Origin of the sequence: Parasphingomonas frigoris (assembly GCF_036663815.1) — a bacterium.
Taxonomy (GTDB): domain Bacteria; phylum Pseudomonadota; class Alphaproteobacteria; order Sphingomonadales; family Sphingomonadaceae; genus Sphingomonas.
The window spans coordinates 258372-280969 of the sequence record NZ_JAXOJQ010000004.1 but is presented as its reverse complement, the minus strand read 5'-3'; the positions used below and the strand labels follow the sequence as shown (position 1 = coordinate 280969).

Genomic DNA, 22598 nt, shown 5'->3' with positions numbered 1-22598 from the left:
GCTCTCACTCCTTCCCTCGATGCACGAGGTCAGGCTCGACCCCGATCCAGGCATCGTATGTGAAGGGGCTGCAATCTCATCGCTGTCGAAATGCAGCCGCCGCGATACACCATCTTTGTCCCAAATTTCGTCATTCCTAGGGTCCTGTGGGCGATCGCTTAAACCGATGAATGAATGTCCGGAACCTGGAAGCGCAAGCACGATGCCGAACGTCCACAAGTGGGTCATCTGGCCACGGGTTAGAATGCGGCTGCTGACCTTCGCAGCCTAAGGTAAGCTAGGCCGGTTGCTGCTGTCCAATAGACTGGTTGTAACAGCAGCTAACAGCTAACACCTATTTTGAAATTTTGATAGCTAAGACCTAACCATGAACTATTCGCCCAATTGCTTCCGTAATTCGCCTGATATTGATAGGCTTTTGACACAGAACAATATCTGAAAATCGGCTCGGCAACACTGACTGATCGTAGCCCGTCGTGAACAGAAATGGCACTTGACGCTCGGCTAAGGCATCGGCCGCGGGGAATGCCCATTCGCCTTCTAAATTCACGTCGAGGATGGCGCCGTCGATCTTCACCGCAGACGCGATCAAATCGATTGCGTCCTCGATCGTTCCAGCCGGTCCAATCACGGTAGCACCAAGGTCGGTTAGTTCAGCCTGAAGCTCATCGGCCAGCATGTACTCGTCTTCAACAACAAGGATATGGCATCCTTCAAGGCTTTGCTCCGGCATGCTTTATATCCCCTGTGCTCGCCGATACCGGCATCGAAATCGTGCAATGAACGCCGTCGGACTCGAAAACGTACGAGGTCTTTGCGCGCAGCTGATGCGGCAATGCCTTCTCGATCAGTTCGCGGCCCTGACCGGTGCCACGTGGTGCTGACCCGACGGGTGGCATCTCAACGCCACGTTCTCGCCAATCGATGTGCAGCCATGGCTTACGGCCTTCACCGACTTCCTCCAGCGACCATGTGATGTCGAGATGCCCAGCCGTTTGCCCAAGCGCGCCGTATTTGACCGCGTTGGTCGCAAGCTCATGCAACCCCATGGCGAGTGTCTGCACCGTAGATGAGCGCAAGCGTATGCCGCCGGGCCCACTGAGCGTCACACGTCCGGGGCTGACGTCCATAGCCGTCAGCTCGGCATTGATGAGCTCGTCGAAGGTCACCCGATCATGCTCGTGCAGCCGGGACAAGAGACCCTGGACACGCGCCAACGCCTCGATCCGGTCGCGAAAACGGCTGCGGAAATCCGGAATATCGACGCTCGCGCGCGCGGTCTTGTCGCTGACGGCGCGCACAACGGCCAGGAGATTACGGGTGCGATGCTGAAGCTCAGCGACGAGCACTTGCTGACGCTCGTGCAACTCTCGCAAATCGTGAACGTCGGTCGAGGTGCCCAGCCATTCAATGATCTCCCCCGAACTGTCGCGCACCGGCGTCGCGCGGGTCTGGAACCAGCGATATTGATCGTCTGCGAAGTGACAGATGCGATACTCAACCTGGAAGCCGCCATCGCCCATCGCGTTGCCCCAGGCGTCGACGGCCGCCGCGCGGTCGTCGGGATGCAAGGTTTGCAACCAGCCCGAACCGTGACTGTCGGAGCCGGTCTGGCCGGTATATTCGGCCCATTGCGGGCTGGCCCAAGTCCACTCTCCCCCGTGCACAGCCCGCCAGACCAGCTGCGGAATGCCCTCCATCAGCGTCTTCAGACGTTCTTCTGCTTCCCTAACGTCAGTGAAATCATGACCGGTGCCGCCGATCGAGATAATTCGCCCCGCAGTATCCGTAATCGGGAAGTCGGTATCGCGCATCCAGCGGATCGCGCCGTCTGAAGGGCGACGGATGCGATATTCGAAGGTGACGTGCTCGCCCGCGCTCACGCGCCTGATCGAGGTTGCCGCGTGTGCCCGATCCTCGGGCTCGATCAGGTCGAGCCAGTTCTGGAAATCGTCCCCCTTCAACGCCGCCTTACGGTCCAGCCCATAGGTCGTGTCAAAAGCTGGAGTCAGATAGGTCCACTGGAACGTCTCGACGTCGCGAATCCACAGAACGTCCTGTGATGCCTCGCCGAACCGGCGCAGCCGTTCCTCACTATCCCTGACCTGCTCGACCGCCGCGCGTCGCTCGGTCACATCGCTCCCTGTGCCGAACCACTCGATGATCGCGCCATCTGCGTCGATCAGCGGAACCGCCTTCGATAGCACCCAGCCGACGGTGCCATCTGCGAGACGGACGCGGTGTTCGAGTTCGAACGGCGCCTTGTTTCGGATCGCCCGCTCGATTGCGGCCCTGACGTCGGGCAAATCCTGATCCGGAATATATTTCTCGACCCAGTTTTCGATCGGCTCGTCGGTGATAGCCATGGTCTGGCTGTCGAGCTGGAACATCAGCCGCCAATCGGGACTCATTCGATAGGTCGAGGCCGTGCCGGTAAGAACCAATGCGCGGAGCTGCTCCTCTGTACGTTTGCGTGAAGTAATGTCCCTAAACAGAATAGCTACGCGCCCACGCTCCGGCTCGTCGATGCGAAAAGCGTATACGTCAAAAATGATTCCGAGCGCCGCGGCCCGGTGCTCGAAGCGCGCTGGCTCACCAGTTACGGCGATACGGCCATAAGTATCGAACCAGAATTGCTCATGGTCCGGCGCGATCGCCCGCATACGGCTTCCGGGCGCGACCTTGAAGCCGGCCTGCTCTTCAAAGACAGGATTGCTTTCCAGGAAGATATAGTCAGTCGCTTTGCCATTTTCTTCGAAGACAACTTCGACGATACAGAAGCCTTCATCGATCGACTCGAACAACGATCGATATTTCGACTCACTATCGCGCAGCGCCGCTTCGGCGCGCTTGCGAGGGTCGATGTCAATGTTCATTCCGACCCACTTCGCCAGGCCCCCCTCGGCATCAAGCACGGGGGCAGCGCGAACATTGGTCCAGCGCCAGCCGCCATCGGGGGCACGAAGGCGAAATTCCGCATCGACCAGCCCGTGTGCCGCGATCGCTTCGCGCCATTGCTTCTCGGCGTAAGCCCGGTCGTCGGGATGGATCGCGTCCAACCAGCCGTAGCCGAGCCACTCCTCGAAGGTCTGACCGGTGTGGTCGCGCCAGCTCGGGCTGTCTGCAACAACGACCCCATTACCATCGGTTTCCCACTGCGCCTGGGCCCAGCTTCCGACCAGCAAGCTGTTGCGTGCCTCGCTGGCCCTCATCACATCCCGGTTTCGTGCGCGCTCTTCGACCAAGTGCAGGCGATCGATGACCGGACCGAGGATCATGGCGTAGGTTCGCAGAAACTCGATTTCGTCATTCCCGAATTCGCGCGGCCTCGTATCGTCGATCTGTAGCACGCCGTAAGGACGCTGGCCTGGAACGAAGATCGGGACATTGACGAGCGCGACGACTCCGGCCTGTTTCATGAAGGGCGGAACATCGAATCTGTCGTCCTTCGCAATGTCTTGCGAAACAACCGGTCTGGCAGCCTCGATAGCGTATGTCTCAGACGAGCGTTCGCCCATCTGAAGGCGAACCTTGCCTACCACACCTAGTGCCCAGCCAACGCCCGCGCGGACGAGCAACTCTTGCCGACCTTCCTGTATTTCAAGGACTTTGGCGCGATCCGTTCCGGTCGCCTCCCCGACAAGCCGACACGCTTCCATGAGCACCGCGTCAAGGTCGTTCGAATGGATCGCGAATTCGCCAAACGCGGCCAGCACCTGCTGGCGTTTCATCATTCTTTCTAGCTCGGGCACGCTGGTCTCCAATCCGCCGCTCAGCTAGTTTGAGTTAAAACCGCACCCCGTAGGTTAATGAATGAACTCGTGTTGGACGGGTTCGATCCCGTTGCCAAAACGAATGTTATTATCTGCAGCGGAAGGACACCTGATTATTTAGGACCGGCCAAGATGGCGTCACAGGTTATTATCATTGCGAAACGAACCTAGTGAGAGGTGGTGGCACCGTCCGCAGGAGACCGTGTCTTACGGTCGGGCGCCTTCAGATCCTCCCATCAGCGACGGCTTTGCTCCGTTGCGAACGCCAATGGTCTGTGATTGGGGGCGGGACCCAGCGACGGGAGCGAATATTTTCTGACCGTTTCGGGCGCGGGGTATAAGGCGCAACTGACCTGCCGTCGGACGAACGTAGTTGTCGCGGCGCATAGCCATGTCTGATCTCCTTGCTTCGATCCGCGCCCGTCGCGGCCTCGATGGCGATCAGGTGCCGGGGGCGCTCGGCGATGCATCGTTTACGGCCGCAGCACAGCGAAAGACGAGAAGAAGGGCCTTTTTTGCTTCGCGATGCAAAGCTGCATGCGGCGGAAAAAAGGTCACGCTTCCCGTTGCAGCTAGACGTTCGAGGCGTAGCCGACCCCCGGTTAGACGTATCCATCCGACGGGTGCAGCCTTGCGGAGTGTGGGTCGGGGATAGAGTACGTCCTTACAGTCGTACGTAAGGACGTCCGTTCCGATCATGGCACAGGTAACGATATTGGCAGGGCCAGAGCGTCGGCGTCGCTGGAGCGATGAGCAGCGCGAGCGGATTCTGGCGGACGCTCTCCGGCCCGGCGCCAGGGTTTGCGATGTGGCCCGACGCCATGACGTTGCCCGCAGCCTGATCTACGAGTGGCGCGGGGCTGCGCTGCGCAGGGAGGATCCGGTGTTCGTGCCGGCGGTGGTGATGGACGGTCCGCCCGGGCAAGCGTCCAAGCCTGTCGTCGCGGCCGTGCTGGATCTGCCCGACGGCAGACGGCTGCGGATCTTCAACTCAGCGTCGCCGGCGTTGGCGGCGGCGGCGCTGAAGGCGCTGCGGTGATCCCACCGGGCGCGCGGGTGTGGATCGCGATGGGCCACACAGACATGAGGAAGGGGATGCAGGGCTTGGCGCTGCTCGTACAGCAGCACCTCCACCGCGATCCTCACGCGGGCGATCTCTTCGTGTTCCGGGGTCGGCTCGGATCGCTGGTCAAGATCATCTGGCACGACGGTCTGGGCATGTCGCTCTATGCGAAGCGGCTGGAGAAGGGGCGGTTCATCTGGCCCTCGGCGAACGACGGCGTCGTGTCGCTGACAGCCTCTCAAGCTGCAGATCGCCAAGCTCAGGCGTGAGCAGTACGGTTCGAGCGCCGAGCGCAGCCGCCGCCTGCTCGAGCAGATGGAGTTACAGCTCGAGGATCTCGAGGCCGACGCAAGCGAGGACGATCTTGCCGCCGAGGTTGCTACCGCCAGCACCACCAACGTTGCCCCGTTCGAGCGTAAGCGGCCGATGCGCAAGCCGTTCCCCGAACACCTGCCGCGCGAGCGTGTTGTCATACCAGCACCGTGCTCGTGTCCGGCCTGCGGCGGCTCGCGCCTGTCCCGGCTCGGCGAGGACGTGACAGAGACGCTTGAGGTGATCCCGCGGTCGTGGAAGGTTATCCAGACGGTCCGCGAGAAGGTCTCGTGCCGCGACTGCCAGACTATCAGCCAGCCGCCGGCGCCGTTCCACGTCGTGCCGCGCGGATGGGCGGGGGCCAGCTTCCTCGCCATGCTGCTGTTCGAGAAGTACGGCCAGCACCAGCCGCTCAACCGCCAGGCCGAGCGGTTCGCGCGCGAAGGCGTACCGCTGAGCGTCTCGACGCTCGCCGATCAGGTTGGCGCCGCCGTATTCGCGCTGATGCCACTCTACAGGCAGATCGAGGCTCACATCCTCGCCGTTGAGCGCTTGCACGGTGACGATACGACCGTTCCTGTCATGGCCAAGGTCAAGGCCGATGTTGCTCGGCTGTGGGTTTATGTCCGGGACGATCGGCCGTTTGCCGGCGCCGACCCACCCGCAGCGCTGTTCCACTATTCACGCGACAGGCGCGGCGAGCACCCACAGGCACATCTCGCGTCCTGGTCAGGGATTTTCCAGGCTGACGCCTATGGCGGCTATGGCGAGCTGTACCGCGAAGGTCGTGCGCCGGGCCCAGTACGCGAAGCCGGGTGCTTCGCGCACGCCCGACGCAAGTTCTTCGAGCTCGCCGATGTCGCAGGCGCCGCGCGCAAGAAGAGCCGCGGCGAGCGGACCGGCATGATCTACCCGATCGCGCTCGAAGCGGTGCGGCGGCTTGACGCTCTGTTCGACGTCGAGCGCACCATCAACGGCAAGTCCGCTGCCGACCGGCTCGCGGTACGCAAGACACTCAGCGCGCCGCTGATGACCGAGCTCCACACCTGGCTCACCGCCCAACGCGCGATCCTGTCGCGCAACCACGATCTCGCCAAGGCGTGTCTCTACATGCTGCGTCGCTGGGATGCGTTCACGCGCTTTCTCGACGATGGCCGGGTATGCCTCACCAACAACGCCGCCGAGCGCGCCCTTCGCTGCGTCCCGCTCGGCCGCAAGGCCTGGCTGTTCTGCGGCTCGGACCGCGGCGGTCAGCGCGCCGCCGTCCTTTACACGCTGATCCAGACCGCCCGCCTCAACGATGTCGACCCGCAAGCCTGGCTTGCCGACGTGCTCGCCCGCATCGCGGACCACCCCGCGGCTCGGCTCGACGAGCTATTGCCGTGGAACTGGGCAGCTCGGATCCAGGTCGCGAAGGCCGCCTGATGTCGGCACCGTCGATGGTGTTCACCGCTCGCTACGCCGCGAGCTGGCTCGGCGTCGAAATCGACGTGGTCGAGGTACTTGCCCAGGAGATGGCGCCCGAAGATGGTTGCCTGAACGTCATCGACAGCCTCGACAACGACGCTGTTTCCGCAACTGCGTTCACCAGACGCGGTCTCGACCACCTCGACGAACTTCTCGACCAACGCCGCTCGGATTTCATGCAGGAGAGCTAACATCATCCGCGGCCTTCGGCGGATGGATACAGCGGACGTCCGGGTATGGGTCCTTATCGACGCAAAGCTATCGGACGGCTCCTGACTAAGACGACAATGTCGGCCGGTCGCCGCGTTCCTCGGCAGCCTGTTCCATAACCCTGTTGATTAGCGAATCAGTCCCAGCCTCGCTGATGGATTGACCTAATTTAATGGCGACCTCAGGTGTCATGCTGATCGTTACGCCGTCATGACCTTCTACGAACACATGTCCATCCTCGACCCATACTTTGCGAGGTGACCCATACGCCTCAACTTCCCCAAGTCGGCTTGCGTCGTCGGTCTTTTCTTCTTGTGTACGCGGAACATGACGCGTGGGACGGATCATAACTAATCCCTTTCACCGAGCGCATGTTACGCACTCCAAGAACACTAATTAACTTTGGGGACTTAACCAACGCGACGTTTCGTAGTTCCGATGCTTGACGAATGCGGGCTTGATATCGCTCACCGGGGGGGGAGAGAAAGATCGATGGTCAGGGCCTCGTGGTCGAATGCCGTCAGCAGGTCAGCACACGGATCGTCGGGTTAGGCCCGTGCCTCAAAGCTTTCATCCGTCCGACATGAACAAGTGGCAGCTTCTGGCAAACACACGGAGCGCTCTGGGTCATCTTGGCTGATCCCACGCACCTGTTCGCAATGACTTACGCGTTGACATCTAAGACCTTCTTTGTCGCGCGCGGGTGCTATTCCTAATCGCTCCTGCGTCGGCCTGATCATGCTCGACGGATTCTTCTCGTAAATAGATAACGAAGCGCCGACTTACCATTCATAGGTTGTCCCGCCGAACCAAATCGCCGCGTCGTCGACTTCATCGTTCGGGAGCAAGCGCGTCAGGCCTTGCCGCCCATAGAAGCGCACGGCTCGGGTGTTTTCACTGCTAACGCCAAGATGGAATCCGGTCGAGCCGAGTGCGCGTGCTTGCTCGGTCCAGGCGCGAAGAAGGCGTCCGCCATAACCGCCCCCCTGCACGCGCGGCAGCAGGTTGATGTGGAGGTGCGAAGGGTAGTGCTCCAGAAGCCAGTCCGGCGCGCGATGCGGATCGTGGATGGTCCGCCAGGCGTGTACGTCATCCCCGGCAGTTACGCCGATAAGATCGTCCCCCATAGCGGCGTGCGCAGCACGCAGTGCGGGCCACCATTTCTCCTCGAGGATTTGTTCGAAACCTTGCGTATCCAATGCTCCGACGATGTATCCGCCGACGCCACGGTCGTCTTCGAGGACCAAGGCGAGTTCCGGTGCGAACAGGGCGTAGGGCGCTGCGTAGATGTGACCCAAGAGTCTGGGATCGCGATACGAATGTGACGCGTCGGCGCCGCCGTCACCGGTCTGAACGGCGATCTGATACAACGCATCGAGATCGCCCTCTGCGTAATTTCTGATGACAGCCGTGGCTCGGTTTCCTTGGTGCGGCGCTCAATTCCCACATGGACCGTTGGCGCAAATCCGTCGACCTGAGATGCACGCCGCTGATGCACTGCTATCGGGCGGTTCGCATCTCGTGCACTGAACGAATTTGCCGACGCGACAATGGTTCATATCGGGCGTTGATGGGTTGGGGGCTGACGGTTGCGTTAGCCGAAAAGAACGTAGGCTTGAGTTTATGACCGCGCTATCTGAGCTACCCGATGGTCTTTCAAACTGGCAGCAGGCGCCGCGCGTTCGCCCGCTAAACGATCGGTTGCCAGCCGCCGACGGTCGCTATGTGCTGTGCTGGCTGCAGCAGGCATTGCGCGCACACGATAACCCCGTCATCGACGCAGCCGTCCGTCTTAGCAATGCGCTACGCCTCCCTGTTCTGGTCTATCACGGCGTCCGTGAGGATTATCCATACGCGTCAGATCGATTGCACCACTTCATCCTAGGCGCCAGCATCGATCTCGCCGTGGGGTGTCGCCAACGCGGGCTTGCGTGCGTGCGGTTCATCGACCGCGCCGAGCGACGGGAGAAGGGTTTGGTCTACCGTCTGAGTGTCGACGCTGCCGCAATTTTCGTGGAGGACCAGCCGACCTTCGTCGCGCGGTGGCAGTCTGAGCGCGTAGCCGCACGGGTAGACGTACCCGTCTTCGCGGTGAACGCCGCGTGCCTGGTCCCGCCTGCCATCATCGGCGCCGACGTCCGCGGACGGACTGCGTTCCTGCGCATCCACGAGCCGGCGCGCTTCGCCTGGGCGGTTTGGGATGAGGAGCTTGCCGATGTTGCGCCATATGCCGGTGCGTTGCCCTTCACGCCCGACAACTTCGGGGTGGGCGAACTCGATACGTTGATCGCAGGCCTCGACATCGACCATTCTCTTCCGGCGACCTCCGCGCATTCGGCGGGTCGGAAGGCGGCGGTGGAGCGGCTCGCGCGGCTGGTCGCGGATGTGCTGCCCAGCTACGCATCCACCCGGAACGACGCCACGCGCACCGACGGGGCTAGCGGCCTTTCGCCCTATCTGCACTTCGGCGTTCTCGGCCCGCGCGAGGTCCTGGCTGCGGTGAACGCCGCTACTGCTGGCGGACAGCATAAGCGAAAGTTTGTCGACGAGTTGCTCGGCTGGCGCGAGTGGTTTCACTATCAGGCGCGGCATCTGGACGTTCCCGAGCATTACGAGAGGATCGCTAGTTGGGCGCGTCAGACAATGACCGACCATGCCAGCGACGCGCGCCGCGACCAGGAGACGCTTGCGACGATGCTCAGGGGTGAGACGCGCGACGAGACGTGGAATGCCTGTCAGCGGCAGTTCCTGGCCGAGGGTTGGATGCACAACAATTTGCGGATGTACTGGAGCAAGCGGATCATCGCGATGACGGCCAGCCCCGAGGCCGCATGGACGACGGCCTGCTATCTCAACGATCGGCTCAGTCTCGACGGCCGTGATCCAAGTACCTACGGCAACATCGCTGCGATGTTCGCCGGCTCACCCGCCGATCGCGAGCGTCCCATCTATGGTCGTGTGGCGCCGCGTAGTGATGGTTCTATCCGTCATAGGGTGGGCGGAGATGAGTGGCTCTCGGCTTCCGCATCAAGGGCGGTACCGAAAGTTACTGTCCCCGACATGGCGCCGGTCGGCCCATATTTAACTGGGGATATGACGATTTAACCGGTCTGCCTATTCGCCAGAATAAATGGCAGCCGTCGTCAGCCGAGCGAGCGACCCTCGATGTCTGCAATTGGAGCCGGTCGGTCGGTCGTGCGAAGTCGAATGTGATGAAACATCAATGCTTTCTTACCTAAATTGGAAAACTGCGCTACCTCACATTGCTCCACAGGGTGTAACGGCCGGCTCGGCATAAGTAAAGTGATCTGACCTATGTTCGATTAGTTTGATTCTTCAGGCAGCGCGGATCTGGAAGACGCCGCGCCTCTTCTTGAAACTTTTGTGTACTGCAGTCGTGCCGCCGAAGGCGTCGACGAGAGCGAAGTCGGCCGCATCATCGAACGGTCTCAACGCCGCAATAATGAACGTGGAAACACTGGGGTGCTGGTTTTCGGCAGCGGTGTCTTCTTCCAATGGGTCGAGGGACCGCCCGTAGAAGTGGAGTAGCTGATCTTGGATCTTAATGGCGATCTGCGCCACCACGATATCGTTCCGTTCGATCGGAGTGTGGAGATGCGGGATCGCCTGTATCCACATTGGGATATGGAGCGGGTCGGAGCGGACGGGATCCGCGCGGTTCTGCAGGATGCGCTCGCAAGCGCCGAAAACGACAGCAACATCGCTTCACTTAGACGCATTCTCGAGCATCTAAACTCGGGTCCGCTGGACACGCTCGGGCGGAGTTGATTCGTTCGCCAAGTGGACACTTCGAGCCGACCCGCGCCGGCACCGCGTTGATCAAGCGGCTAAAACCACCCCCCCCCCATATGGAGCTGTCGGTTTTTCACCTGCAAGTCCGATTCCATTCAAACTGCCGCACCCTAATCAGCCGATGCACGCCACAGTCGCTGCGCGAAAGAACAGCAGGCGTTCCAGCGCGGATCGGATGGCGTACGTCGATTGTACGTTGCCGTGGACGCAGCCTATCAGTGTTCTCGATTCTTCTGGAGGTCGTTTCTCGGACCGTAAGGTCTCGACACCTGCCGTCTGATGTGCTGATTTCAGACATTGCAATCGTCACAATGGCGAGGCGGAGAGGAAGGTTATGGGGCAGGCGAGCAGCGCGTTGGCTAGACCAGCAATCCACCGTCATGGCCTAAAACGTCTTGAAACGCATTTCGTCGCTCCGGAGATCTATCGCCGAGAAGATGTGGCTGAGCGGCAGGCGAAGCTGGCGCGCATCGTGTCGAATGAGATCGTACCGCGATTGCTGAGGTTGCACACGGCTGTTGCGACTGCCCCATCCGTAAACGTTGTTCTCGAGACCCTGGCTCCGACTAGCGCCGACATTACGGGCCTCGCCGACATTGTGCTCGGCAGTGATTTGGAGGCGGCGGCCGCGTACGTGCTGGTGCTCCGTGACCGCGGGCTTTCGATGGAGACGTTGTTCCTCGAGCTGCTAGAACCTACCGCGCGCCTGCTCGGCGAAATGTGGGACAGCGACGAGTGTGATTTCATCGATGTCACCTTGGGTGTTGCCCGGCTGCAGAAGCTGCTGGCGATCTTCAACAACACCTATACCCTATCGGCGCTGGACGAACGTCGCCAAGTCCTGATGGCGATGACCCCGGGTAACGAGCACTCCTTCGGGGTCACAATGGTGGAGCGGTTCCTGCTGGCGGCAGGGTGGCAGGTCCGTACCGAGCTCGAGGGCACGTCCGAGGACATTGCCGACATCGCCAAGAACGCCTGGTTCGCGGTCGTCGGGTTGACGGCGGGATCTGAACGCCAACTCGATAGCATGAGGACCACGATTGCGCAGGTACGCCGGGAGTCTTGCAATCAGGCGGTCGGCATCATGGTCGGCGGACCTATGTTCACCGCGAACCCGGCGCTGGCGGATAACGTAGGCGCTGACGCTACGGCGCCTAATGCGCCCTCCGCCGTAATCGTCGCGCAGAAGCTCTTCGACATCACGGCGGCGGCCTTCCGGGACTCTGAGTAGCGATAAGTCGCAGTCGATATCGCTGATGGCGGCGACCACATTGGGTGCTGGGACGTACATCCGTGTTGACAGACAAATCGGTAAAGTCAGTCAGTGCGCCGCGCAAATACCTTTCGTCATTTCTTTCCGACGCCATGTTCTCAAAACTCTATTCCGTTCGAAAGGCTGATCTTCCCGATTGATGGCGGATTGCCTTCTTTCCAGTGCTCCCAAAATTTGAAATCGGTCAATCCGATCCGAGACGGAAGCTGAATGGATGGCAGGAATAGCGAGCCGGGACGCGGGCGTGAATGTCGTCTTATGGGTCAATCCGGCGTTGGCGGCGAGTTATTGAACCGCACCACAGGATCTTGGTCAGTCCCCCGCGCGAAGATCACCGTGTCGACCGGATGCATGTCCTCTTGCGCCCAACGATCCCAATCGCGGTGAATGAAGTCGGGCTTGCCCCATATTCGTACGGCGGAGTGATACTCCTCGCCACGGAAGGCAATGAAGTGGAGTGCCGGCGTAATTTTGAACAGCTCTGCCATCGCTTCGTTCGAGCTCCTCCGGCAAGCTACGCTTCCCGCAGGCGTCGGGAATGGCGGGGACTGAATTGTTGCAGGTAGGTGCGGCCAGCAAATTCAACCGACCTATAGCAATACGACGCCTTTTCCTCGTAATTAGCAGCATGATTGAGCAGGCGCACGCTGTTGTAGATGCACTCGCCAAGCTTCTGGAGCTGGTGGGGGCGGCGATCATCCTCGGCGGTGTCGTGTTTGCCTCGGCACGATTCGCCGTCGATGGTCGTAAGATGAACTGGGGCGATGCGTATCAGCTGTATCGAGCAGGACTGGGGCGTGGCATCCTCGTAGGTCTCGAGCTCCTCGTCGGAGCCGACATCATTTCAACGATCACCGCGCCGCTAACCTTCGCGAGCGTTGGGCTCCTCGGCGCCATCATCGCGATCCGCACCTTCCTGAGCTTCTCCCTCGAAACTGAGATCGAAGGGTGCTGGCCATGGCGGCGAACGGCGCGTGACGCGGATCGCAGCAGGAGCCGCGAGCAGGGGCACGGCTAGCGCCTAATGGCGGGTAGCCGCAAACAGTTGGTCGGCGAAGGTCGCGCCGATCCAAATCTGAATCGACCGTTTGTTGGCCTACTGCTTATGCGCGGCAGTGGGGTTGGCCCGACGGTAAAACACAGATCTCATAGGCTTTCAAAGAAAGGTACGGTGCTCCATTCGGCACCGGTTCGAGGCCTAAAAAGGGACCGAATTTTTAGTGGGCCACGAAGGGACCACGAATTTGGCGGCGAGCCAAAACCTCTGCTTTCCTGCGGGTTGTAGAGCGCAATGTGAGTCCTGTAAGCGGCACCATTCCAAACCATTGAATTTTTGGACCTTTTTCTTAGGCCGTCTTGGCTAGGCATGTGATGCCCGCAGTTTGGTATCGCGCTGGTATCGCACCTCCGTGGCCTTCAACGGTTCACGTCGCGTCAGGACGCGGTCCGATCTGAAGCGGGCCGACGAATCGGTTGGGATTGCAGCGGTTTCTAAGGCTCTGTCATCCTCACAGGGCCGACAATGGAATCGACGCGCGTTGCGGATGATCTGGTATTGAACCGGCGAACTGCGATCAGTCGCGAGAAATCGTCAGATCGGGTGGAAACCGGAACGGCCGGTTTGGAGCACCCAATGCCGTAAGCAGACTTTCGTTCAGGCTCTGCGGTCCTCGATGCTTTCATAGCGAACGCAATCTGCGCTTCGCAGGACGTTCCTACTTTTCGACCTCCATCACCCGGCCCTCAAACCTAAGCGCGAGTTCTCCAGTTCAATCGGTCCAGGAAACGGGCAGCGGGTCAATCGACTGGAACCGTAACCGGAAAAGACTGCCAAATCAGGCGAAAAGCTCATCGACGGTCAGCGATACCGGCGCGAGCCCGTCGGCGACCGCATAGCGCAGCATCGTCTCGAGCACCTCGCGATTGCCCTCCACGCCATAGGTCCAGGGATCGGTACCGAGCGCGCCGTGCGTTTGGTGGGCGAAGGATGGCAGCCAAGGCAGCATAACCTTGGGGAAATCGCGAGCCTGCAAGTCCGCCGCTGCGATGCTTCGGGCCGCGTCAAAGGCCGTGAACACCGCTTCCGCCAGACCGCGCCGCGCGGCGCACAGGCTGCGCCGGACGACCAGCACATGCATGATCGGGAACAGCCGACGGCTTTGCCAGTATCGCAGTTCCGCCGCCCGGGGATCGGGCCAGAGCCGATCGACCGGGCTGGCGGGATCGGCGAAGGCGCGGGGCGCGGTCGGGCTGATGACGGCATCGATCGCACCCGCGCGCAGCAGCGCGTCGAGCGTCTCGGGCGAGCGTTCGACGTGCAGGCCGGGCGGCAATGCGAGCGGCATCCGATCCTCGAGCATCGGCGCGTGGAGGCCGCCGGTGATCCAGGTGATTGATTCCCGCGCGACGCCGTAATCGTCGGCGAGCAGGCCGCGCAGCCACAGCGCCGCCGTCTGCTGGAAATCGACGAGGCCGATCCGCTTGCCCGCCAGATCGGACGGCGAAGCGATCCCACGGTCGGTCCGCACATACAGGTTCGAATGGCGGAAGCTGCGCGACAGGAACGCCGGCACCGCGCGATAATCGCGCCGCCCCGCCGCGATCGCGGCGATGTGCGATCCCATCGACAGTTCGGCGATGTCATAAGCCTGGTCGTGCAACACCTGCCGGAACAGCCGCTGCGGCTCGACGATGCGGAGATCGTGCGCCACGCCCTCGATCGCCACGCGACCATCGAGCAGCGCCTCGATCCGGTCGGAGAAGGTGCAGCCGATCGAGAGCGCCTGCTCCATCAGGCGAGCGTCACGTCGATCTGGTGGGCACGCGTTAGTTTCGCGCTATCGGCCTCGCGGTTGTGTTCGGTCGGGAAGCAGAAGGCGGCGCAGTCACTGCCCGCAACATCCCATAGCTCGGCGCCATTGCCGCCCGACGCCGTCGCGACCCAGCGGGCTGCTCCGGAAAGGATGTGCGTCGCATAGGCGGTCCCCGCCGGGATGTTGGCGGAATCACCGCTGCTGAGCTGATAGGTTTCGCCGTCGAGCGTCAGCGCGACCAGGCCGTCCAGGATGTAGAGAAACTGGTGCGTCTCGCCGTGGCGCAGCATCGGCATCGCAGCATCATGCCCGCCCTCGATCACGCGCATATCGACGAAGCCTGCGCTTTCCTTGGCCGTGAGGACCGCGGTCGACAGATGGCCGAACAGCGTGCGGCGCATGCCGTAGCCGGCTTCGAGGAAATAGGATGCGGGCGTCCCCGGCAACTGCTGGTCATTCTCGCCGACCGGCGTGGCCTCTGCATAGACCGGATTGTCCACGCGCATGATGCCGTGCTTGCCCATCGCCGGGCCCATCCGCGAGAAGTCGAACGGCTTGTCGGCCGGCGGCAGGCCGGTCATGCCCCACACTTCGCCCGCATCGGCGAAGAACTGCTCCCAACCGCCCGGCGCCACGACGCCGAAGAATTGCGTGCGCGGGGCGACGCTTTGATAGCTGTGCGTGCCGCCCGGTTTCACATAGGCGAAATCGCCGGGGGTCAGCACGCGCGATTCGTCGCCGCTCCACACCTGCAGCTTGCCGCGGACGCAGAACCACGTGTCATGCTCGCGCTCGTGCCAGTGCATCGGGATCGGACCGCGATCGAGCGGGGCATCGCACACCATCGCGCCGAAACCCCCGGCGGTCTGCTCGATCCCGGCGAGCGTGCGGACGACCTGGCCCGCCACGAGATGCGACACGCCCTCGCCGGCGCGCAGGACATAGGGGGCGGCACCGGGCAGGATTCGATTAAGCGTCATGGCGTCTCTCCTAAAGCTGTCAGGCGAACGGAATGGCGAGCTGTGCCGCCTTGCATTCCGGGGTCTTGGGCGGGGCAATGCCCCATTGGTCGGATCGGCCGGCGGGCCAGGTCCAGTCATCCGGGCTACCGGTGCGGTAGCTATCGTCGACCTGCAACACCTCGGCGGTGTATTCGATCACGAAGCCGAACGGATCCACGAAATAGGTGAAGACATTGTCGCCCGGGCCATGCCGGCCGGGCCCCCAGCCGATCGGGAAGCTGCGGTCGATCATCTTGCCCGCCGCAAGCATCACGCCTTCCCAGGTCGGCATCTGGAAGGCGACGTGGTTGAGCGTGTTGACCGGTGCGGTCGAGATGACGATCGTGTGATGATCGGCATTTGTGCGCACGAACCCCATCATCTTCGAACGATCGGTGAGCCCGAAGCCGAGCGCGTCGGTGAAGAAGGCGACGTCGCGGTCGACATCGTCGCTGTTGAAATTGACGTGCGACAGCCGCTCGGGGCGCGCGGGATCATCGGGTAGCGCAGCGATCGGTGTGTCGCCCTGGACGAACCGGATCGCGCGGCCCATCGGATCGCGCATTGCCAGAACGGAGCCGCCACCGGGCTCGTCGGCACCGCGGGCCGCGTGCAGCAGGGTCGCGCCATGCGACAGCGCCGTCGCACAAAGCGCATCGGGGTCAGTATCGTCGGCAAGCCGGAATGTCATCGAACGGATGTCGGGCGCCTGGCCGGCGTGAAGCGCGACCACGTGCGGATCGGTCCCGGTCGCGCGCAACCACGCGCGGTCGGCGGTCTGGTCGGCTAGGTCGAGACCCCATACCGACGTGTAGAAATCGATCGCGGCGGCAAGATCGGGCACCGTCAGATCGACGCTGCGCAGGCCAGTGATGGGAAAGCGGGCCATAATCCTCTCTCTCGCCGCGGATGCGCGGTCCAGATTGCTATGCGCTTCGATCGGCATACCCGCAAATATGCATTGCCTAGAGATGCATAGTTTCAGACTATAGCATCGGACGGAGACAATGATGATCGATTCCCGCGTATTGCGCATGTTTCTGGCGATCGGCCGTGGCGGTTCGATCAGCGGGGCGGCGCGCGAGCTCAACATCTCGCAACCCTCGGTGTCGGTGGCGATCGCGCAATTGGAACAGCAACTCGGCACGACACTGTTCGTGCGCGGGCGTCGCGGGATCGTGCTGACCGATACGGGCACGGTGCTGATGCGCCGCGCCGAGATGATGGAGGCGTTGCTGCGCGATACCGAGGAGTCGGTCGCGCTCGCCCGCAAGGGCGTGCGCGGGCCGCTGCGTGTAGGTGGGACGCCCGGCGCACTCGTCAGCCTGTTGCCCGCCGCGATCAATCGTATGGCGCAAGCCGACCAGATGGCGCTGCACATCATCGAGCGGTCGGATGCGCAGCTCGCAGATCTGCTGCGACGTGGCGCGATCGAAGTGGCGGTGGTGACGACCGGGATCGAGCCGCCGCCCGAGGATATCGAGGAGATCAGCATCGCGCGCGATCCCTTCGCGCTGATCGTCGGCAAGGCGCATGATGCGCTGGGGCCGACAGTGTCGCTCAGTGAGATGAGCGCGATGGGGTGGGTGCTCCCGCTGCCGGGCGGCGCGTTCCGGCGGCAGATCGATGCGCTGTTCCTCGCCGCCGAAGTGCCGTTGCCGCTCGACGTGATCTATTGCGATTCGCTGCTGACGTCGATGGCGATCGTACGCGGCGGCGCGCGCGTCACGATGCTGCCGCGCGGGGTGGCCCGAGCCGAGCTGTCGATGGGCGTGCTGCGCGCGGTGCCGGTGACCGACGCGAAGGTCACGCGCAGCATCGGGATCAGGACGCTCCGCAACCGCGCGCTGTCCGACTTGGGCGCGCAATTGGTAGCGGCAATCACTTCGGAATAGCCATAGGTCCACTCTATGGTATTTGCAAAATCCAATATTTTACAACAGGGCTGGGAAGCGCGCAGTTGGGGCTCGGTGTCATCAGAACACCGAGAGAGGATCCCGATCGATGCGCTATCGCTGCCACCAGTCGTCTGCTGAACACCTCGGATGACGGTGCCGATCGCCTATGATCTGGTCATCGTCGGATGCGGCCCCGTTGGCGCGCTGGCGGCAAACCTTGCGGCACAGGCGGGGCTTCAAACCCTGGTCGTCGATCGTCACGCGGCACCGCATGTCCTGCCGCGCGCGGTGCATCTCGATCATGAGATGATGCGCCTGTTCCAGGGGGTCGGCCTGGCCGATGCGATCGCCCCGACCATGCGCGAGACCGAAGGGCATCTGCATGTCGGCGCCGACCACGGCGTGATCCGCTATATGGGGACGGCGGGGCGACCCAAGCCGTTTGGCTGGGCCAATGACTATTTCTTCTATCAGCCCGAGCTGGAGGCGCTGTTGCGCGGCGGCCTCGCGCAAGCCCCGACCGTCACGGTGTCGCTCGACACGACGCTCGACGGCTTTGTCCAGGACGATGTCGGGGTCAGCGTGCAGCTGGGCCGCAACGGCACGACCGACACGGTCCGCGCGCGGTGGGTGATCGCGTGCGACGGCGCGCGCAGCGATACGCGCAAGGCGCTTGGCATCGCGCTCGACGATCTCGATTTCGAGGAATCGTGGCTCGTCGTCGATGCACAGGTCGAACAGCCGGTGCGCTTTCCCGATCTGTGGGGCGTGCCTGAAGCGGCCAACCTTCAGCAATTGTCGGTCATGATGTGCGACCCGCGCCGCCCGGCGACGATCGTACCCGGACGCGGCAACATCCGCCGCTGGGAATTCATGCTGCTGCCGGGCGAGGATGACGCCGCGATGATGCGGCCTGACGCGGTTGCGGCGCTGCTCAAGCCATATCTCGATGGCGTCCCCTACGACCTGATCCGCGCGACGACCTATCGCTTCCACGGGCTGATCGCCGAACGGTGGCGCGACGGGCGCGTGTTCCTGGCGGGCGACGCGGCGCACCAGACCCCGCCCTTCTTCGGGCAGGGCATGTGTCACGGTATGCGCGACGTCGCGAACCTGATCTGGAAACTCGCGCTGGTCGAACGCGGCGATGCCGATGCGGCATTGCTCGACACCTATCAGGTCGAACGCGATCCGCACGTGCGCAGCGTCGTCAGCGCGGCGGTCGAGGCCGGGCGCTATATCTGCGAACTCGATCCCGAACGGGCCGCCGCGCGCGATGCGGCGATGCGCGAACAGCAGGCCGGTGGCGCGGGTCGCACCGCGGCCGATCTCATCCCTGCCTATTTCTCGGGGGTCGTCGTTGCGGGCACGCGCGCGGCCGGGGAGCGCTTCATCCAGCCACGGATCGGGCAGGGGGTAACGCTGCTCGATACGGTAACAGGCGGGGGCTGGCGCCTGTTCGCGGTCGATGCCGCGGCAACCGCCGACGCCGTGGCATCGCCTGTGCTCGCGTCGCTCGCCGCGCTCGACCTTACGATCGTCGATGCGGAATTGATCGACGACGGCGGTGTGCTGGGCGCCTGGCTTGCGCTGCACGGGGCGCGCTTCGTGCTGGTGCGGCCCGATTTCTATGTGTTCGGGGTCGCGCAGGACGATCTCGACGCATTGCTGATCGAAGCGCGCTCCGCGCTGAAGCTGCGCGCGTGAAACCCCAGTCTCGCCGCGGCCCCGCCGATCGCGGCCCTTTCTTCAGGAGAGCGTTAATGCCTTATGTCAGCTTCCGCCGCGCCGATGGCACGACGAGTTACGGGCGGATCGATGGCGGAACGATCCGCGATTGCGGCGCCATGCCGGGCGCCCCGGCCGACCTGAAGGCGGCGATCGCGGCCGGCCCGCTCGACGACATCGCGGACGGTCCTGCGCTGGCCGCGGCGGACGTGCTGCTGCTGCCGGTGCTCCCCAATCCGGGCAAGATCCTGTGCGTCGGGCATAATTACGAAAGCCACCGGGTCGAGACCGGTCGCGCGAAGGTCGACAATCCCTCCATCTTCACGCGGTTCGCCGATACGCTGATCGCGGACGGCCAGCCGATCGTTCGGCCGCGCGTGTCCGAGCATCTCGACTTCGAGGGGGAGCTGGCGATCGTCATCGGCCGCGGCGGGCGCGCCATCGCCGAGCAGGATGCGCTCGCGCATGTCGCGGGCTACGCCTGCTTCAACGACGCGTCGATCCGCGACTGGCAATGGCATACGTCGCAATTCATCCCGGGCAAAAATTTTCCCGGCACCGGCGCCTTTGGCCCGCAATTGGTGACGCCGCAGGAGGCGGGGGATCTGTCCGGCGTGCATGTCACGACGCGGCTCAACGGAGAGATCGTCCAGGACCAGCCGATCGGCGACATGGTGTTCCCGATCGCCAAGATCATTGCCTATGTCTCGGCGTTCACCCCGCTCTCGCCGGGAGACGTGATCGCCACGGGCACGCCCGGCGGCGTCGGGGCCAAGCGCACCCCCCCGTTGTGGATGAAGGCCGGCGACCGCGTCGAGGTCGAGATCGGCCCGATCGGTACGCTGAGCAACCATGTGGTCGATGAGGACATCGCCCACTGAAACGGCCCTAAAAAACCAACAACAACAAAAAATCAGGAGAGGTCATCATGAACCGCACGCTTGCAGTCGCACTCGCATCCGCCAGTTGGCTGGCTGTCCCCAATGTCGCCTCGGCGCAGGACAGCGCACCTTCTACGTCGCCCCCTGCGGCGACCACGGCCGACCAGACTGGTGCCGATATCGTCGTCACCGCACAGCGTAGGCGCGAACGCGTGGTCGACGTGCCGATTTCGATCACGGTTGCCGACCAGAAGCAGCTCGAGCGCCAGCAGGTCAACACGCTCAACGACCTCAACCGCATTGCGCCCTCGCTCGAGATCCAGCAGGCGCCCGGCCAGAATACCGGCGGCGGCGGTGCGATCCGCGGGATCGGTACGCAGACCTTCTCGGCGGGCGCAGTGGCATCGGTCGGGGTCGTGGTCGATCAGGTCAGCCAGGGCAACGCCAACATCGGTGATCTGTTCGACGTCGCGCGGATCGAGGTGCTCAAGGGGCCGCAAGGAACGCTGTTCGGCCTCACCACGTCGGCCGGCGTCATCAACGTCACCACCAACGCGCCCGATCCGACCCGGCTCAGCGCGCGCGTGCGGACCGAGCTCTCGAACGACGGAACGGCCGGATCGAAGTTCGGCAACCAGGTCGTGCAGGGCGTCGTCAACGTGCCGCTCGCTTCGAACGCTGCGATCCGCGTGTCGGGGCTCCTCAACCAGCGGCAGGGCGTCAACCGCAACGCACTGACCGGCGATCTCAACAACGTCGATCGCTTCGGCTTTCGCGGGCGGCTGCTGTGGACGCCGACCGACGCGCTCACGGTCAACGTGATCGGCGACTACACCAAGTCGCGCCTCGAGAATGGCGGCGACTTCTTCACCTTCGTCCGCGCCGGCGGGCCGGGGCCATTCTTTGGCGGTGGCGGGTTCGATCCGATCGGCATCACCGCGCGTCTCGCCAGCTGTGGCGTGACGGTGGGCGAGGGCAACCAAAACTATTGCGCGGCGACGCCGCGGCTCAGCCGTAATTACAATTTCGGCGGTTCGGTCCAGCTCGATTACGATGCGGGTCCGCTCACCCTGACGTCGATCAGCGCCTATCGCGCGAACAAGGAGCGCGGCGACGTTACGTCGATCTTCCGCGGCGATCCGCTCGAACTGCAGGTCGAAAACGGCGCGACGCATCGCAATATCGACCTGTTCACGCAGGAATTCCGGGCCAGTTCGCCATCGGGCAACCGGCTGGAATATACGGTCGGCGCCTTTTACTCGCACCAGAAGCAGACCCGGACGCCTGAATCGCTGAGTGTCACGCTCATCCCGGCGCCCAATGTCGCGATCCCGATCGCACGATCGATCGGGGCCTATGACACGATCATCGATGAATCGCTGGCCGCGTTCGGGCAGGCGACTTTCCACGTGACGCCGGCCTTCCGGCTGATCGGCGGGGGGCGCATCACCAGCGCAAAGCTGTCGCTGGATCGCAACAACCTGGACCTGGCGACGAACCGGATTCAGGCGCAGCGCCTAAGCACCGAAAAGATCTCTTATCGGTTCGGCGCGCAATATGATCTGCAGAAGAATGCCATGATCTATGCAACCGCTTCGCGCGGCTTCAAGGGCGGGCAGATCGCGACGCCGGCCGCACCGCTGGCGCCCTATATCGTCCGTCCGGAGATTCCGATGGCGTATGAAGCGGGGCTCAAGGCCACCCTGTTCCGCGGTCTTGTTGCCGATCTCAACCTGTTCTACACCAAGGTTAAGGACTTCCAGGCGCAGCAGTGCACGACCGTTGCTTCGACGGCAGCCTTGTCGTGCGTTCAGACCAACATCGACGGCGTCAAGACGCGCGGTGCCGAGCTCAATTTCTTCGGGCGCGTGAACCGCAATTTGTCGCTCAACACCGGCTTCATCTACGCCAAGGCGACCTATCCGACCAACTACCTCGGCACCGACGGGACGCAGATCGGCGGGACGCAGCTCGCTTATGCGCCAAAGTACAAGTTCACGCTGTCGGGCGAATATCAGCAGCCGATAACCACGCGACTCAACGCGTTCCTGGCGGCCGACACGGTGTGGAAGTCGCGGATCCGCTATGAAGCCAATTCGCGCCAGGAATCGACCTTCCGCCCCCACTGGACGGTCGGCGGGCGGATCGGCCTGCGCACCGAGGATGATCGTTATCAGATCGCGGTGTTCGCGCGGAACCTGTTCGATGTGCATGAGCCGTCGCTGTACCAGAGCGATTTCCCGTACAACGGCTCGGCCAATGTCGGCGCGATCTATGGTCCGCAGTCCTTCCGCCAGGTCGGACTGAGCCTGGACGCAAAGTTCTGAGACTCGCCAGCGGCGGCGGGTTGCAGGGCGATCCGC

At 62.8% G+C, this 22598-nt stretch carries 20 protein-coding genes and 1 pseudogene; 13 read left to right on the top strand and 8 right to left on the bottom strand.

Translation table 11 applies throughout. From position 1 onward, the window contains the following. Positions 1-361: 361 nt before the first annotated feature. Together U1872_RS15835 and U1872_RS15830 are read right to left on the bottom strand one after the other, a co-directional pair. Positions 362-733 carry a response regulator gene (locus U1872_RS15835; RefSeq protein WP_332793877.1) on the bottom strand — a complete coding sequence of 124 codons (372 nt, stop codon included), beginning with the start codon at positions 731-733 and terminating at the stop codon, positions 362-364. Next, positions 714-3752 (bottom strand): PAS domain-containing protein, encoded by a 3039-nt coding sequence (locus U1872_RS15830; RefSeq protein ID WP_332793876.1) that lies wholly within the window; start codon positions 3750-3752, stop codon positions 714-716. Before U1872_RS15830 ends, U1872_RS15835 begins: the two co-directional genes overlap by 20 nt. Before the next feature lie 718 nt (positions 3753-4470). Here U1872_RS15830 and tnpA point away from each other — a divergent pair. From tnpA to U1872_RS15810, 4 genes and pseudogenes are all read left to right on the top strand, one after another. Beyond that, positions 4471-4812 (top strand): IS66-like element accessory protein TnpA, encoded by a 342-nt coding sequence (gene tnpA / locus U1872_RS15825; RefSeq protein WP_332793875.1) that lies wholly within the window; start codon positions 4471-4473, stop codon positions 4810-4812. Positions 4813-4841: 29 nt separating this feature from the next. Further along, positions 4842-5105 (top strand): IS66 family insertion sequence element accessory protein TnpB, encoded by a 264-nt coding sequence (tnpB, locus tag U1872_RS15820; RefSeq protein ID WP_332793885.1) that lies wholly within the window; start codon positions 4842-4844, stop codon positions 5103-5105. After that, a pseudogene (gene tnpC, locus U1872_RS15815) lies at positions 5074-6573 on the top strand (IS66 family transposase); the annotation flags it as partial. The gene tnpB and the pseudogene tnpC, both read left to right, overlap by 32 nt. Next, positions 6573-6806 carry a hypothetical protein gene (locus tag U1872_RS15810; RefSeq protein WP_332793874.1) on the top strand — a complete coding sequence of 78 codons (234 nt, stop codon included), beginning with the start codon at positions 6573-6575 and terminating at the stop codon, positions 6804-6806. The pseudogene tnpC and the gene U1872_RS15810, both read left to right, overlap by 1 nt. An 85-nt stretch (positions 6807-6891) precedes the next feature. Here U1872_RS15810 and U1872_RS15805 read toward each other — a convergent pair whose 3' ends face one another. Together U1872_RS15805 and U1872_RS15800 are read right to left on the bottom strand one after the other, a co-directional pair. After that, a complete protein-coding gene (locus tag U1872_RS15805) occupies positions 6892-7173 on the bottom strand; it encodes a hypothetical protein (protein ID WP_332793873.1) in 282 nt (93 codons plus the stop codon). A gap of 434 nt (positions 7174-7607) precedes the next feature. Continuing rightward, positions 7608-8195 (bottom strand): GNAT family N-acetyltransferase, encoded by a 588-nt coding sequence (locus U1872_RS15800; protein WP_332793872.1) that lies wholly within the window; start codon positions 8193-8195, stop codon positions 7608-7610. Positions 8196-8448: 253 nt separating this feature from the next. On the opposite strand from U1872_RS15800, the gene U1872_RS15795 reads away from it, so the two are divergent. The 4 genes from U1872_RS15795 to U1872_RS15785 all read left to right on the top strand — a co-directional run bounded on the left by U1872_RS15795 (position 8449) and on the right by U1872_RS15785 (position 11872). Further along, entirely contained in the window at positions 8449-9930 is a 1482-nt protein-coding gene (locus U1872_RS15795; protein WP_332793871.1) for a deoxyribodipyrimidine photo-lyase, read from the top strand. A 279-nt stretch (positions 9931-10209) separates the two neighbouring features. Then, complete coding sequence (locus U1872_RS22875) at positions 10210-10374, top strand: BLUF domain-containing protein (RefSeq protein WP_443025397.1); 165 nt, start codon at positions 10210-10212, stop codon at positions 10372-10374. A gap of 6 nt (positions 10375-10380) precedes the next feature. Further along, positions 10381-10614 carry a hypothetical protein gene (locus U1872_RS22870; protein ID WP_443025395.1) on the top strand — a complete coding sequence of 78 codons (234 nt, stop codon included), beginning with the start codon at positions 10381-10383 and terminating at the stop codon, positions 10612-10614. A gap of 358 nt (positions 10615-10972) precedes the next feature. Next, entirely contained in the window at positions 10973-11872 is a 900-nt protein-coding gene (locus U1872_RS15785) for a cobalamin B12-binding domain-containing protein (protein WP_332793869.1), read from the top strand. A 305-nt stretch (positions 11873-12177) separates the two neighbouring features. On the opposite strand, the gene U1872_RS15780 is transcribed toward U1872_RS15785, so the two are convergent. Next, positions 12178-12402 (bottom strand): hypothetical protein, encoded by a 225-nt coding sequence (locus U1872_RS15780; RefSeq protein ID WP_332793868.1) that lies wholly within the window; start codon positions 12400-12402, stop codon positions 12178-12180. Between the two features lie 140 nt (positions 12403-12542). Between U1872_RS15780 and U1872_RS15775 the strand changes: the two genes are divergently transcribed. After that, on the top strand, positions 12543-12932 hold the full coding sequence (locus U1872_RS15775) for a DUF1622 domain-containing protein (protein WP_332793867.1): 390 nt from the start codon (positions 12543-12545) through the stop codon (positions 12930-12932). 817 nt (positions 12933-13749) lie between these two features. Here U1872_RS15775 and U1872_RS15770 read toward each other — a convergent pair. From U1872_RS15770 to U1872_RS15760, 3 genes are read right to left on the bottom strand one after another with little or no spacing between them, the layout of a single operon-like run. Further along, positions 13750-14706, bottom strand: coding sequence for a PhnD/SsuA/transferrin family substrate-binding protein (locus tag U1872_RS15770; protein ID WP_332793866.1), 957 nt, complete (start codon positions 14704-14706; stop codon positions 13750-13752). Then, complete coding sequence (locus U1872_RS15765) at positions 14706-15707, bottom strand: cupin domain-containing protein (RefSeq protein WP_332793865.1); 1002 nt, start codon at positions 15705-15707, stop codon at positions 14706-14708. Before U1872_RS15765 ends, U1872_RS15770 begins: the two co-directional genes overlap by 1 nt. Before the next feature lie 19 nt (positions 15708-15726). Continuing rightward, entirely contained in the window at positions 15727-16617 is an 891-nt protein-coding gene (locus U1872_RS15760) for a VOC family protein (protein WP_332793864.1), read from the bottom strand. 121 nt (positions 16618-16738) lie between these two features. Here U1872_RS15760 and U1872_RS15755 point away from each other — a divergent pair, with 121 nt between their 5' ends. The 4 genes from U1872_RS15755 to U1872_RS15740 all read left to right on the top strand — a co-directional run bounded on the left by U1872_RS15755 (position 16739) and on the right by U1872_RS15740 (position 22562). Then, on the top strand, positions 16739-17623 hold the full coding sequence (locus tag U1872_RS15755) for a LysR family transcriptional regulator (protein ID WP_332793863.1): 885 nt from the start codon (positions 16739-16741) through the stop codon (positions 17621-17623). Positions 17624-17773: 150 nt separating this feature from the next. Next, positions 17774-19333, top strand: coding sequence for a bifunctional 3-(3-hydroxy-phenyl)propionate/3-hydroxycinnamic acid hydroxylase (locus U1872_RS15750; protein ID WP_332793862.1), 1560 nt, complete (start codon positions 17774-17776; stop codon positions 19331-19333). A 56-nt stretch (positions 19334-19389) separates the two neighbouring features. Then, positions 19390-20235 (top strand): fumarylacetoacetate hydrolase family protein, encoded by an 846-nt coding sequence (locus U1872_RS15745; protein WP_332793861.1) that lies wholly within the window; start codon positions 19390-19392, stop codon positions 20233-20235. 47 nt (positions 20236-20282) lie between these two features. Further along, entirely contained in the window at positions 20283-22562 is a 2280-nt protein-coding gene (locus U1872_RS15740) for a TonB-dependent receptor (RefSeq protein WP_332793860.1), read from the top strand. Positions 22563-22598 lie beyond the last annotated feature (36 nt).